Origin of the sequence: Corallococcus sp. RDP092CA (assembly GCF_041903675.1) — a bacterium.
Classification (GTDB): Bacteria; Myxococcota; Myxococcia; order Myxococcales; family Myxococcaceae; genus Corallococcus.
On sequence record NZ_JAYESI010000035.1, the window covers coordinates 46802 to 60317 of the forward strand.

Annotated in this window: 7 protein-coding genes; 3 read left to right on the top strand and 4 right to left on the bottom strand. The window is 71.1% G+C overall.

Features of this window, described 5'->3' with window-relative positions; genetic code table 11:
- Positions 1–14: 14 nt before the first annotated feature.
- Entirely contained in the window at positions 15–2888 is a 2874-nt protein-coding gene (gene uvrA / locus U8525_RS28800) for an excinuclease ABC subunit UvrA (RefSeq protein ID WP_374269910.1), read from the bottom strand.
- Between the two features lie 418 nt (positions 2889–3306).
- On the opposite strand from uvrA, the gene U8525_RS28805 reads away from it, so the two are divergent.
- Together U8525_RS28805 and U8525_RS28810 are read left to right on the top strand one after the other, a co-directional pair.
- Positions 3307–6246, top strand: coding sequence for a choice-of-anchor D domain-containing protein (locus U8525_RS28805; protein ID WP_374269911.1), 2940 nt, complete (start codon positions 3307–3309; stop codon positions 6244–6246).
- An 84-nt stretch (positions 6247–6330) separates the two neighbouring features.
- Complete coding sequence (locus tag U8525_RS28810; RefSeq protein WP_374269912.1) at positions 6331–7275, top strand: metallophosphoesterase; 945 nt, start codon at positions 6331–6333, stop codon at positions 7273–7275.
- Here the strand turns inward: U8525_RS28810 and U8525_RS28815 are convergent.
- The 3 genes from U8525_RS28815 to U8525_RS28825 all read right to left on the bottom strand — a co-directional run bounded on the left by U8525_RS28815 (position 7265) and on the right by U8525_RS28825 (position 10634).
- The gene (locus U8525_RS28815) at positions 7265–8380 is read right to left on the bottom strand and encodes a response regulator (protein ID WP_374269913.1); all 1116 of its coding nucleotides are present in this window, start codon (positions 8378–8380) and stop codon (positions 7265–7267) included. The two genes, U8525_RS28810 and U8525_RS28815, sit on opposite strands and share 11 nt — an antisense overlap.
- Positions 8381–8775: 395 nt before the next feature.
- Positions 8776–9684 (bottom strand): phosphatase PAP2 family protein, encoded by a 909-nt coding sequence (locus U8525_RS28820; protein WP_374269914.1) that lies wholly within the window; start codon positions 9682–9684, stop codon positions 8776–8778.
- Positions 9685–9725: 41 nt separating this feature from the next.
- Positions 9726–10634, bottom strand: coding sequence for a LysR family transcriptional regulator (locus tag U8525_RS28825; RefSeq protein ID WP_374269915.1), 909 nt, complete (start codon positions 10632–10634; stop codon positions 9726–9728).
- Between the two features lie 948 nt (positions 10635–11582).
- Between U8525_RS28825 and U8525_RS28830 the strand changes: the two genes are divergently transcribed.
- Positions 11583–12569 (top strand): alpha/beta fold hydrolase, encoded by a 987-nt coding sequence (locus tag U8525_RS28830; RefSeq protein WP_374269916.1) that lies wholly within the window; start codon positions 11583–11585, stop codon positions 12567–12569.
- Positions 12570–13516 lie beyond the last annotated feature (947 nt).

Genomic DNA, 13516 nt, shown 5'->3' on the forward strand with positions numbered 1-13516 from the left:
CCTACCGGGGCCCCTCAGGCCGCGTCCACGCGCTTGCCGATGCGGGCCCGGCGCGACTTGCCCAGCACGTGCTTGAGGTAGCGGCCGGTGTGGCTGGCCTCCACCTTCGCCACGGCCTCCGGCGTGCCGGTGGCCAGGACGTTGCCGCCGCCCGAGCCGCCCTCCGGCCCCAGGTCGATGAGCCAGTCCGCGCTCTTGATGACATCCAGGTTGTGCTCGATGACGAGCACGCTGTTGCCCGCCTCCACCAGCCGGTTGAGCACGGAGAGCAGCTTGCGGATGTCCTCGAAGTGCAGGCCCGTGGTGGGCTCGTCCAGGATGTAGAGCGTGCGGCCGGTGGCCACCCGGGCCAGCTCCCGGGCGAGCTTGATGCGCTGCGCCTCACCGCCGGACAGCGTGGGCGAGGGCTGGCCCAGCCGCAGGTAGCCCAGGCCCACGTCGGCCAGCGTCTGGAGCACGCGCATGATGTCCTTGTGCGCGCCGAAGTGCTCCATGGCCTCGCGCACGCTCAGGTCCAGCGTCTCCGCGATGTTCTTGCCCTTGTAGCGCACGCGCAGCGTCGCCTCGTTGAAGCGCTTGCCGTTGCAGACCTCGCACGGGACATAGACGTCCGCCAGGAAGTGCATCTCCACCAGCTTCACGCCGTCGCCCTCGCACGCCTCGCAGCGGCCGCCCTTGATGTTGAAGCTGAAGCGGCCCGGGCCGTACCCGAACGTCCGGGCCTCCGGCGTCATCGCGAACACCTCGCGGATGGCGTCGAACACCTTGGTGTACGTGGCCGGGTTGCTGCGCGGCGTGCGGCCGATGGGCCGCTGGTCGATGTCGATGACCTTGTCCAGGTGCTCCAGGCCCTTGATGGCCTTGTGCTTCCCCATGGGCTCGCGGCTGTCGTAGAGCGCGCGCGCCAGCGCCGGGTAGAGGATCTCGTTGATCAGCGTGGACTTGCCCGCGCCGGACACGCCCGTCACCGCCGTGAAGATGCCCAGCGGGATGTCCACGTCCACGTTCTTCAGGTTGTTCTCCGTCGCGCCCACGATGGAGATCTGGTGCTTGGGGTTCACCGGGCGGCGCGCCTCGGGGATCTCGATCTCCTGGCGCCCGGACAGGTACGCGCCGGTGAGGCTCTGCTCGTCCGCCATCACCTGTCTGGGCGTGCCCTGGGACACCACCTGCCCGCCCAGCTCGCCCGCGCCGGGGCCGAAGTCCACCAGGTAGTCCGCCTCCTCCATCGTCTCCTCGTCGTGCTCCACGACGATGACGGAGTTGCCCAGGTCGCGCAGGCGCTTGAGCGTGGCCAGGAGCTTGCCGTTGTCGCGCTGGTGCAGGCCGATGGAGGGCTCGTCCAGGATGTAGATGACGCCGGTCAGCTCGCTGCCCATCTGCGACGCCAGCCGGATGCGCTGGCTCTCCCCGCCGGACAGCGTGGACGCGGTGCGGTCCAGGGTGAGGTAGCCCAGGCCCACGTCCACCAGGAAGGACAGGCGGCTGCGGATCTCCTTGAGCAGCTCGTGGGCGATCTTCTCCTCCTGCGCGCTCAGGCCCAGCTGCGTCAGGAACGTCCGCGCCTCCGTGATGGTCATCCGGCTCAGGTCCACCAGCGTGCGCTGGTGCACCTTCACCGCGCGGCTCTCCGGGCGCAGGCGCTCGCCCTTGCAGGACGGGCAGGGCTTGTCGCTGAAGTACTTCTGGAGCTCCGCCCTGCGCGCCTCCGACGTCGTCGTCTTGAAGTTGCGCATGGTGCGGGCGAGCAGGCCCTCCCACTCCATGTCGTACTGGCCGTTGTCGCCCCACTGCACGGTGAAGGACCTGCCCTTCGCGCCGTTCATCAGGACGTCCTTCTCCCGCTTGGACAGCTTCGCGTACGGCACGTCCAGGTCGATCTTGAACGCCGCCGCCAGGCTCTCCACGAAGTCCGCCGTCCAGCCCTCGCCGCGGTTCATGCCGCTGGCCCACGGCTCGATGGCGCCCTCGCGGATGCTGCGGCTCGGGTCCGGCACCAGCAGGTCCGGGTCCATCTCCGGGCGGGTGCCCAGGCCGTTGCAGTCCGTGCACATGCCCAGCGGGTTGTTGAAGGAGAACGACGCCGGCGTGAGGTCCCCGAAGGACAGGCCGCACGCGGGGCACGCGTTCAGCTCGCTCATCACGCGGTCGGACGCGAGCGCGCCCTTCTCGTCCGTGAGGATCAGCGTGCCCTTGCCCTCGCGCAGCGCGGTCTCCACGGAGTCCGTCAGGCGCGTGCGCAGGTCCGGCTTCAACACCAGGCGGTCGATGATGAGCGCGATGTCGTGCTTGGACTTCTTGTCCAGCTCGATGCGCTCCTCCAGTTCCCGCACCTTGCCGTCCACGCGCGCGCGGGAGAAGCCGCGCTTCTGCGCCTCCGCCAGCAGGTCCTTGTGCTCACCCTTGCGGTTCGTGACGATGGGCGCCAGCACCTGGAGCCTGGTGCCCGCCGGCAGCTTCATGATCTCGTCGACGATCTGCTGGGCGCTCTGCTTGCCCACCTTGCGGCCGCATTGGGGGCAGTGCTGCACCCCGATGGAGGCGTAGAGCACGCGCAGGTAGTCGTGCACCTCCGTGACGGTGCCCACCGTGGAGCGCGGGTTGTTGCTGGCCGCCTTCTGCTCGATGGAGATGGTGGGGGACAGGCCCCGCAGCGTGTCGTAGCGGGGCTTCTCCATCTGCCCCAGGAACTGCCGCGCATAGGAGGACAGGCTCTCCACGTAGCGGCGCTGGCCCTCCGCGTAGAGCGTGTCGAACGCGAGCGAGCTCTTGCCGGAGCCCGACACGCCGGTGAACACCACGAGCTTCTTCTTCGGGATGTCCAGGGAGACGGTCTTGAGGTTGTGCTCCCTGGCACCGCGGATGGAAATGACGTCGGGCTCGGACATGGGGCGCGCTTTATCACTGAAAGGGTGTTCCGGTGCACGCAAAGGCGCGCGACCGGAGAGGTCGAGGGAAAACACCCGGCGACCCCGCCCGCATCCCCCGGCCGGACGGGCACCCGGCCGTCCTGCGCGCCCCACTCACCCCCGCTGGAAGTCGCACGGCCCCCGGGGGCAGGAGGTCGGTGTGGCAGCCACCGTTTGTGAAGGTTTTTCAGTCGCTTCCACGAAGCGTGGAATCTCCTGCTTTACCCGTTAAAGCCCGCTCATCAGCGTGGGCGCCCGTTTGCCATGTTGGCGGAGCGACGACGCCTCGTTGGGACGTCCAGGCACCAGGGTTGCACCTTTCTACGACGACCGGATCCACGTGCAGGGCTGTGTGGGGGGACACCGGTGCCGTGCGTAGGAAAGAAGGGGACTCTGTATGCGTGGACTCCGTTGGCTGGTGTTGGCGGTGGTGGTGGCGGCGACGGCGTGTGAGCGGCCCACTTCACAGCAGGCACGCACGGGCTTCGCCGCGCGGCCGGAGTTCCTGGAGTTCGGCGCCGCCGCGGTGGGCCGCACGAAGACGATGACGCTGCGGCTGGCGAACCAGGGGCGCGCGTCGTACCGCGTGGAGGGCGCGCGCGCGTCGCTGCCCAACGTCACCATCCCCGCCTTCGAGCCCTTCACGCTGACGGCGGGCGCGGAGCACGAGCTCGAGGTGCGCTTCACGCCCGACGTGGAGGGCACGGTGCAGGGGCAGCTGGAGCTGTTCACGGACGCCTCTGGCGGCGCGGCGACGCAGGTGCCCGTCAGCGGGCGCGGCGTGAAGGCGCTGGTGGAGGTGCCGGAGACGGCGCTCGACTTCGGCAACGTGAACCTGGGGCTGGTGGAGATGCGCGAGGTGACGGTGCGCAACCCCTCGGACGTGGAGAGCCCGCTGGTGCTGTCGGTGGAGGGCGCGGACGCGGACGAGTTCTCCGCCGGGGCGGGGCTGCCGTCCACGCTGGCGCCGCACGAGACGCGCAAGGTGCCGGTGGCCTTCAGCCCGGTGCGGCTGGGCAACGCGGAGGCGGCCCTGCGCGTCGCCGTGTGCGACGGCTGCGAGCCCGCGGAGGTGCGGCTGACGGGCACGGGCGTGGCCAGCGCGCTGGAGGTGACGCCGCTGCGCGTGGACTTCGGCCGGGTGGTGGTGGGCGCCACCGCCGAGGAGCGCATCACCGTGCGCAACCAGGGCGCGGAGCCGCTCAGCTACAAGGGCGCGGCGCTGCTGGAGGACGCCTCCGGCGTGTTCAAGGTGGTGAGCGCGCCCGCGCTCCCCAACGACGTGCTGCAGCCCGGCGCGGCGGTGGAGCTGCGGGTGGCCTTCACGCCCGTGGCGAACGGCCGGGTGCGCGACGGCCGCGTGGAGGTGGCCGTGCGCAAGCCCCAGACGACGTCGCCCGGCCCCAAGGTGACGCTGGCGGGCGAGGGCGGCGCGTCGTGCGTGGACGTGACGCCCTCGCACCTGGACTTCGGGCCGGTGGCCTTCGGCATGACGGCCACGCGCGACGTCACCGTGAACAACCGCTGCCGCGAGGAGACCACCGTCACCGGGCTGAACCTCACCACGCAGGCGGGGGGCTACTTCACGCTCGCGCAGGCGCCGTCCCGCCAGCCGGTGGCGCCCGGGGGCACGCTGAAGGTGGGCGTCACCTTCAGCCCGCGCGCGGGCGTGGGCGGCCCCAGCCAGGGGCAGCTCGCCGTCACCTCCAGCCAGCGCGCCTCCAGCACCACGGACGGCGTGACGCTGTCCGGCGAGGGCAGGGCCTTCGCGCCGTGCGAGTTCGAGCTGCCGTCGGTCATGGACTTCGGCCAGGTGCCGGTGGGCTCGGAGGTGGCGCTGGGGGTGACGCTGAGGAACACCGGCGCGGAGGCGTGCTTCCTGTCCTCGCTCCATCTGGCGTCCGGGTCGGACCCCGCCTTCCGCGCGGCCCCGCTGCCCAACAGCGTGCTGGCGCCCGGCAAGAAGGCCACGCTCATCGTGCGCTTCCAGCCGCCCGCGGAAGGGGAGTACCAGGGGCTCGCGGAGGGCTGGGTGAGCCACCCCACGCACGGCCACCCGCTGGTGAACCTGGTGGGCCGGGGCGTGCAGGGGTGCTTCTCCGTGCAGCCCACCACGGTGGACTTCGGCGTAGCCCGGCTGGCGTGCGGCCCGCGCACCCGCGAGCTCATGGCCTACAACGACTGCCCGGGGGACGTGAAGGTGACGGGCATGAAGCTGGAGCAGGCGGGCCAGGAGTTCGCGGTATCCGGCGCGCTGCCGGCCACGATCCCGGCGGGCGGGCGGGTGAAGCTCACCGCGAAGTACGCGCCCGGGGAGGAGGGCGAGGACGCGGCGGCGGTGCGCTTCACGCTGAAGGACGGTGCCGTCTACAGCGCGGGGCTGGTGGGGCGCGGCCTGGAGAAGACGGAGCAGACGGACCGCTTCGTGCAGGAGGCGGAGTCGCGCGTGGACGTGCTCTTCGTCGTGGACAACTCGGGCTCCATGATGGAGGAGCAGCAGAGCCTGGGGGAGAACTTCGCGGCCTTCCTGTCCTCGGCCACCGCCGCGCAGGTGGACTACCGCATCGGCGTCACCACCACCGGCCTGGACCCGTCCCCGGGCGGCTGGTCCGAGTGCCCCGGCGGCGCGCTGGGCGGTGAGAACGGGCGCCTGTTCCCCGTGGACGGCTCCAGCCCGCGCATCATCACGCCGGACACGCCCAACGCGCCGGGCGTCTTCGCCATCAACACGCACGTGGGCGTGTGCCACTGGAACGAGCAGGGCCTGGACGCGGCCTACCGCGCGCTGTCCGACCCCTTGCTCTACAACCTGGACGACCCGCGCACGCCCCAGGCCAACGACGGCAACGGCGGCTTCCTGCGCGACGACGCGAAGCTGGCCATCATCGTGCTGTCGGACGAGGAGGACTTCAGCACGCAGCCGGTGGCCTTCTACGAGACGTACCTCCTGGCCCTGAAGGGGAACGACCCGTCCAAGGTGAGCTTCAACGCCGTGGTGGGCCCGGAGGACCTGACGACCTGCAACACGGCCAGCAGCTCCGGCACCCGCTACATGGAGCTGGCCCACAAGCTCAACGGCGTGGTGGAGAGCATCTGCACGCCCAACTGGGCCGCGTCGCTGGAGAAGCTGTCGGAGAGCGCCTTCGGGCCCAACCGGGCCTTCCTCCTGACGGAGGTGCCCGCGGATCCCGGCGCCGTCGTCGTCCGGGTGGACGGGCTGCCGGTGACGGAGGGCTGGAACTATGACGCGCGCGCGAACTCCGTCATCTTCGACCGGCTGCGCGCCCCCGCCCCGGGCGCCGTCGTGGAAATCACCTATCCGCTGGGGTGCCCGTAGCCGGGGCGGCCATTCGTCCGTCACCGGAAAGTGACCTGGCCGGATGACTCGACAGGGCGGGGCGGGAGGCCTTGAGTGAAGGACATGTCGCAGGACCCCCTCCTCGTCGCCGCGCTGGGCGACATCCATGGCCGCTTCCACCGGGTGGAGGCGTGGCTGGACGCGCTGGAGCAGGCGCGCGGCCGGCGGGTGGACTTCGTGCTGGCGGTGGGGGACGTGGAGGCCTTCCGCCGCGCGGATGACCACCGGCGCAAGGCCGCCAAGCGCTCCATGCCCGCCGAGTTCGCCGAGTACGCGGACGGCGTCCGCCGCGTGAAGCGGCCGCTGTACTTCATTGGCGGCAACAACGAGGACTTCGAGGCGCTGCACGACCTGCAGGACGGCGGGGAGCTGGCCCCGGACGTCCACTACCTGGGCCGCGCGGGCCTGCGCACCCTGGGCCCCTTGCGCGTGGCGTACCTGTCCGGCATCCACGCGCCGCGCTTCATCGACCAGCCGCTCAAGCGCCCCACGTCGCTGGATACGGCGAAGCAGGCGGGCTACTTCCGCGCGCCGGAGGTGGAGCGGGTGTCCAGGGCGCGGGACGTGGACCTGCTCCTGGTCCACGAGTGGCCCCGGGGCATCGTGCAGAAGGTCCGCGACGAGCGGCTGGGCCCCGAGCGCCCGCTGCCCTCGCCGTGGATCGGCAACCCGGTGACGCGCAGGCTGGTGGACGCGGTGCACCCGAAGTGGGTGCTCTGCGGGCACTCGCACAAGCCCTTCGCCGTGGCGCTGGATTCGCACGGGCGCACCCTGTCGCGCGTGGCGTGCCTGGACCAGGCGGCGCGGCCGGACACCGCCGTCTTCTGGCTGGAGTTCGAGGGGCGCGAGGCCCAGCGCGCCGGCTGGGGCGTGTCCGGCGTCGCCAGCTGGCAGGCCGGGCAGCGCTGGGGGATGCACACGCTGCCGCCGCTGGAGCCGGAGCCGGGGGCTCCCAAGTCCCCGGACGGGGCGGGCAGCGTGCCCGCGGACAACGGCGCTACCGCTTGATGACGTCCACGGCCGCGCGCGGCAGCTCCACGCGGAACTCCGTGTAGGGCCCGGCGCCGGAGCGCACCTCCACGCCGCCCTGATGCGCGTGGATGATCTGCTGGACGATGTAGAGCCCCAGGCCCAGCCCCTCCCCCCGGCCCCGGCGCTGCTGGCCGCCCCGGAACGGGTCGAAGAGGGAGGGCAGCAGGTGGGCCGGGATGACGCCCATGTTGATGACGGCGAAGCGCAGGGCATCGTCGCGCGTGCCGTCCAGGCGGATGCGCACGGGCTCCGCGGCGTCGCCGTGCTGGAGCGCGTTGCCGATGAGGTTGGAGGCCACCTGCGCCAGCCGGTCCGCGTCCCAGTCCCCCACGAGGTCGCCGTCCTGCTGCACCTCGATGCGGTGGCGCGGCCACGCCGTCTGGTGCTCCTGCACCATGCGCTGCACCAGCTGCCCGAAGTCCGTCGCTCCCCGGCGCAGCGGAATGCCGCCCGCCAGCCGCGCGCGCGCCAGGTCCAGCACGTCCTCGATCATCCGGCCCATGCGCTTGCCAGCGGCCAGCATCCGCGAGGCCGTCCTCTTCACGGCCTCGTCGTCCGAGCGGCGCTGGAGCAGGTCCGCCGCGGTGAGGATGGCGGAGAGGGGGTTCCTCAGGTCGTGGCCCAGCACCGCGGTGAACATCTCGTTGAGGCGCAGGGTCTCCGCGAGCGTGTCCAACTGCTGCGCCAGCTGTAGCTTCTGGCGGTGCATCTGGAAGAAGACCTCCGCCTTGCTGCGCAGCGCTTGGGCCTCCAGCGGCTTGTGGAGGAAGTCCACCGCGCCGGCCTCGTAGCCCTTGAAGGTGCGCTGCGGGTCGCCCGTGCCCGCGGTGACGAACATGATGGGCACGTCGCGGGTGCGCTCGGAGCCGCGCATCAGCTCCGCCAGCTCGAAGCCGTCCATCTCCGGCATCTGCACGTCCACGAGCGCGAGCGCGAACTCGTGTTGCAGCAGCAGCTCCAGGGCCTCCGCGCCGGAGCGGGCGCAGTGCACCTCCACGTCATCGCGCCGCAGCACGGCGGAGAGCGGCAGGAGGTTCTCCTCCAGGTCATCGACGAGCAGGCACTTCACCCGGGAGGCCACGGACAGGGGCTCCTTGCTGAGGACGGACCCCTCAGATAGCACCGCCATCTCCCCATGCCCGGACGGCGGCGGGCATCTGTTCAAGAGGAGGCACGAGCTCCATCGCTTGGGCCCGCGGTCGCGCCGGTGGTGTCGACACGGCCTGGGGGCCGGCGGGGGACAGGTGGGCGGACGCCTGGGGCTCGCCGCGTCGCCGCGCGCGTGCCGGCTCCATCTCCGCCACGGTGGCGCGGAGGGCGCTCATGGCCGCGAGGCCGCGGTCCTCCTGCATGACGGCGCGGGCCTGGCGGCCTTCACCGCGGCTGCGTGGAAGGACCCGTCCGATGAACGGCGAACGGGGGGACTGGCATGTCGGGCGCGCGCTTGGAGGCCGGGGCGCCTGTTGGTGCGTGTGGCTAGAAGGCGCCGGACAGGCCCACCATCTGGGTGCCAACCATCGGGTTGAGGGACACCGAGGACTGGCGCGTGGGGGAAGGCGGGGCGTCCTCCACGCGGCCGTGCAGGAGCAGGGGCACGGCGACGCCGAACGCGGTGCCCAGCACGGCGCCCGTGAGGACGTCGGAGAGGTAGTGCTTGTCCGCGCCCATGCGCAGCAGGCCCACGGAGGCGGCGAGCGGCAGGCCCACCCCCCAGATGACGGCCTGGTGCTTGTAGCCGCGCAGCGCGGCGACGGTGCCGGCGGACGCGACGAGGGAGAAGGCCAGGTTGGTGTGGCCGCTGTAGAAGGACACGTTGTTGTCGTTGGGGTGGGCGGTGAGGCCCTTCTCCGACTCTGGCAGGACGTGGACGAAGGGGCGCTCGCGGCCCACGGCGAACTTCACCGCCTGGTTGGCGACGGAGGCGAGGACGGCGCTCTGCACCATGATGGTGGCGTCCTGGGCGAAGAGCTCACCCGAGGCGCCGCTGCTGTGTCCCACGGCGTACTGGGTGCCCAGCATGCCCAGCGGCAGGCCCACGAACCCGATGACGTTGCTCCAGGTGTTCGCGCGCTTGCGGGACGCTTCGGTGTTGCCCGCGATGCCCCGGCCCCAGCGGTCCAGGCGGTTGAGCCGGTCGGTGCCGTCCGGAGCGCGGTCGCACCAGCGGCACCGCGCCGGGGCCAGGTCGTCCTTGAAGACCGTCTCGCTGGAGATCCACAGCACGCCCGCGGTGCCGGTGAGGATGCCGTCGCGCGTCCAGCTGAAGCGCAGCGCGCGCGGCGAGTCCGAGGTGTCCTGCGCGGCGGCGGGGGACAGCGGCGCGAGCAGGAGCAGGCAGAAGGTGGCGAGGGTCCGGTAGGAGGCAGGCATGGGGTGGCGGAGCATAAGGGCGCTCCGCCCCTTCCCCGCAATCCAGGCGGCGGGGGCTAACGCGCCCCGGCCTCATCCTCTTCGACGAGCCGCGCCAGGAAGTCGCCCAGGGCCTTCACCTTGGGCGGGGTGCGCCGGGCCGGAGGCCACACCAGCCACAGCGCGCCGCGCTCCAGGGAGTGCTCGCGGAGGAAGGGTCGCAGCGTGCCGGCCTCCAGCTCCGGGCGGATCATCAGCTCCACGAACTGGGCGATGCCGAAGCCCGCGCGGGCCGCGTGGGTGACGGCCTCGCTGTTGTTGAAGACGAAGGTCTCCGGGATGCGTGGCACGGGAGCGCCTGTGGGCAGGCGCAGGGCCCAGGACTCCACGCGGCCGGTGGACACGAAGCGGTAGCGGATGCAGTCGTGCTCCTGGAGCGCGTCGAGCGAGCGAGGCGTGCCATGCGCCTGGAGGTAGGTGGGCGCGGCGCAGAGGATGAAGCGCTTGGGGCCCAGGCGGCGGCGCATGAGGCGCGAGTCGGAGAGCTCACCGCAGCGCACCGCGGCGTCCAGGCCATCGCCGACGATGTCGGCCACGTGGTCGTTGACGTCCAGGTCCAGCTCCAGGTGGGGGTATTCGCGGCGGAAGCGCTGGAGGTTGGGGATGATGAGTCGCAGCGCGAGCATCTCCGGGACGGAGACACGCACGCGGCCCCGAGGTGTGCGCACGGCGTGGGCGAGCTCCGCCTCCGCGTCGCGAAGCTCGGTGAGGGCGCGGGCGCAGCGCTCGTGGAAGCGGGCGCCCTGTTCGGTGAGGTGCATGCGCCGTGTGGAGCGCTGGAAGAGGCGGGTGCCCAGGCGCTCCTCCAGGCGGGCCACGCTCTTGCTCGCGGCGGAAGGGGTGATGCCCAGCGCGCGGGCCGCGGAGGCGAAGCTGCCGGTCTCCGCGACGCGGGCGAAGACGCCGATGGCGGACAGGCTCTCCATGTGTGCCTCCCGGGATTGAGGATTCAGGACTCAGGTGTCCGGAGTGAAATGGCAGACAGCGTCATTTCGCGCACGCCTTTTCCGCCGCATGAATGCGGGCGAAAGGAAACACGCGCCATGTCCTCCTCGTGGGATGTCTCTCTCCGAACCTCCGACCGTTCGAGCGCTGCTGGCGATGCGCGCCTCCGCCGCGACAAGCCCGTGAGCACGCGGAGCGACGATTCGCGGCCCCGTGAAGCCGAACCGTCGTGGAGGGCATACGGGCTTGAAGCAAGCCGGCCGCGAACCGGGCTCCAGTCCCTGGCGGAGCCAGGAGCAGGGCCCGCTGGAGAGCCGCGCTCCGCGAGGGAGGTGGGTGTCGCATTCGAAGTGCCGTCCGACAGGAGAGGCTCGCACGCGGAAGGGCCCGTTGGAGAGCCTCGTTCCGCGACGGAGGTGGGTGTCACATTCGAGGCGCTGTGCGACAGGAGAGGCTCGCACGCGGAAGGACCCGTTGGAGAGCCTCGTTCCGTGACGGAAGAGGGCGCCGCATTCGAAGTGCCGTCCGACGGGGGAGGCTCCCGCGCGGCAGGGCTTACTGGAGAGTTGCGATCCGTGGCGGATGAGGATGTCGCATCCAAAGCGTTGTGCGACAGGGGAGGCTCGCGCGCAGCAGGGCTCGCAGGACAGCCATGCTCCGTAGCGGCGGAGAGCGGCGCATTCGAAGCGCTGTCTCACAGGGGAGGCTCCCGCACGGCAGGGTCCCCTGGAGCGCCGCGCTCCGAGACAGATGAGGGCGTCGCATCCGAGGAACTCTGCGACAGGAAAGGCTCCCGCACGGCAGGGTCCCCCGGAGCGCCGAGCTCCGAGACAGATGAGGGCGTCGCATTCGAGGCGCCGTTCGACAGAAGAGGCTCGTGCGCGGCAGCGCTCACTGGAGCGCTGTGCTCCGTGACGGAGGAGGGCGCCGTGTTCGAAGCACCGGCCGACAGGGGAGGCTCCCGCGCGGTCGCGACGATGCGGTGGTCTCGTCGCGAAGCGCTGATGGCGGGAGTCGCGGCGTGGACGCTCGCGGGTTGCGCGACGTCATCTCCATCCAGGACGGAGGCTTCCTCCGTTCGGAACCTGGTCCCGCCCGGGGCCCATGTCCGGTCCCCGGAGGGCTTCACGCAGCATCGGTTCACCTCCGCTGACGGCACGTCGCTGTCGTACTTCCGGCACGGTCAAGGGCCCGCGGTCGTCTGGGTTTGCGGCACGCTCAGCACGTGGGGCGACTGGCGCGATGTCGCGTCGCGACTGTCCCCGCGCTTCACGAACTTCGTGCTGGAGCGGCGCGGACGTGGCGCCAGCGCGGACGGTTCGGCGTACTCACTGGAGCGCGAGGTGGAGGACGTGCTCGCGCTGATGCAGGAGGCGGGGCCCGGTGCTTCGCTCATCGGCCATTCGCTGGGCGGCATCCTCGCGCTAGAGGCGGCGGTGCGGCGGCCTCCGGCGCGGCTGGTGCTCTACGAACCGCCGTTTCCCATCACCCAGCGCATCCCGCGCGAAGCCGTGGAACTCGTCCGGACGACCTGGAAGCGCGAGGGCCCTGACGCGGCGCTCGTGGCCGCGCAGCACCACATCTTTCGGATGCTTACTCCGGAGCAGCTCGACGCCTTTCGCCGGACGCCACAGTGGGCGAAGCAGCTCGGCATGATGGAGACCTTTCTGCGGGAGATTGGCGCGGTGGCGGACCTCCCGCTGGGCGTGGAGCGCTTCCGCACTGTGGATACCGCCACCCTCGTGCTCCTGGGCGACCAGAGCCCTCGGGTGCTCCTCGCGGAACCGGCTCATGCCCTGGCGAAGGCCCTCCCGCACGCGACCCTCCGCATATTGCCGGGTCAGGGCCACGTGGCCCATGTCACCGCACCCGCACTGCTCGCCCGGGAGGTCGAGGACTTCCTCACCGAGCGCTGAATCCCGGAGTCGGCCCCAATCCTCTGGACGTCCATACGGGCGCAGGTTTCCGCTGCGGGAGTGCCAGCGGCGGTGGTCCAAAACCTGTCCGACTGTCCGACAGCTCTCTGAGGCTCCGGGGCGCCAGCAGCGGCGTTCCAGAACCTGTCCGATTGTCCGACAGCTTCCTGCGGCTCCGGAACGCCAGCGACAGCGTTCCAGAACCTGTCCGACTGTCGGACAGGTTTTCGTGGCCCGGTGTGTGAGGGGCAGTGTCCCAAGGCCTGTTCGACCGTCGGACAAGTCATCAAGGCCCGGTGCGTTAGGAGCGCTGTTCCAAAACCTGACCGACTATCGGACAGGTTTTCGTGGTCCTCAGGGTGCAGGTGCGGCGTTCCAGCACCTGTTCGACAGACAGGCTTCGCGGCGTCGGGGTCATCGGTGGTGTTCCAAAACCTGTCCGATAGTCCGACACGTTTCGTGGCGCCGTGGTGTCGCCTGCGGGGGTCCAGAGCCTGTCCAACTGTCCGGCAACTTTCTGAGGCCTCGGGGCGCCAACGGTGTGTCCCACCGCCTGTCCGACGGGTATCGCGGCGTTGGGGCCAGCGACGGTGTCCCACCGCCTGTCCGACCTGTCCGACGGGTATCGCGGCGCCGTGGCGTCGGCCGGTGAGGTTCCAGAACCTGTCCGACAGATGTCGCGGTCCCAGGGGGAGCGGTGGTGTCCAAGAACCTGTCCGACTGTCCGACGGGTTTTCGCGGCCCAGGGGCGCCAGGGGGCCGCGTTCCAGAACCTGTCCGACTGTCGGACCGATTCGCGCGATTCGCCGCCAGCAGGGCGCTCCGCTGCTTCCAGGAGGCGGAGGCCATGTCCGAAGAGCCGGCCGCCTTCAGGCTGAACGGAGCTGTCCCAGGTAGGGCGGAAGGCGCGTGTCCTCGGACTTCCCGGGTTCCGAGGCAGGCAGCCA

What these genes read in the sequence shown, in the direction of transcription:
- uvrA (WP_374269910.1), bottom strand. Translation starts at nt 2,888, where the DNA reads ATGTCCGAGCCCGACGTCATTTCCATCCGCGGTGCCAGGGAGCACAAC.
- U8525_RS28805 (WP_374269911.1), top strand. Translation starts at nt 3,307, where the DNA reads ATGCGTGGACTCCGTTGGCTGGTGTTGGCGGTGGTGGTGGCGGCGACG.
- U8525_RS28810 (WP_374269912.1), top strand. Translation starts at nt 6,331, where the DNA reads ATGTCGCAGGACCCCCTCCTCGTCGCCGCGCTGGGCGACATCCATGGC.
- U8525_RS28820 (WP_374269914.1), bottom strand. Translation starts at nt 9,684, where the DNA reads ATGCTCCGCCACCCCATGCCTGCCTCCTACCGGACCCTCGCCACCTTC.
- U8525_RS28825 (WP_374269915.1), bottom strand. Translation starts at nt 10,634, where the DNA reads ATGGAGAGCCTGTCCGCCATCGGCGTCTTCGCCCGCGTCGCGGAGACC.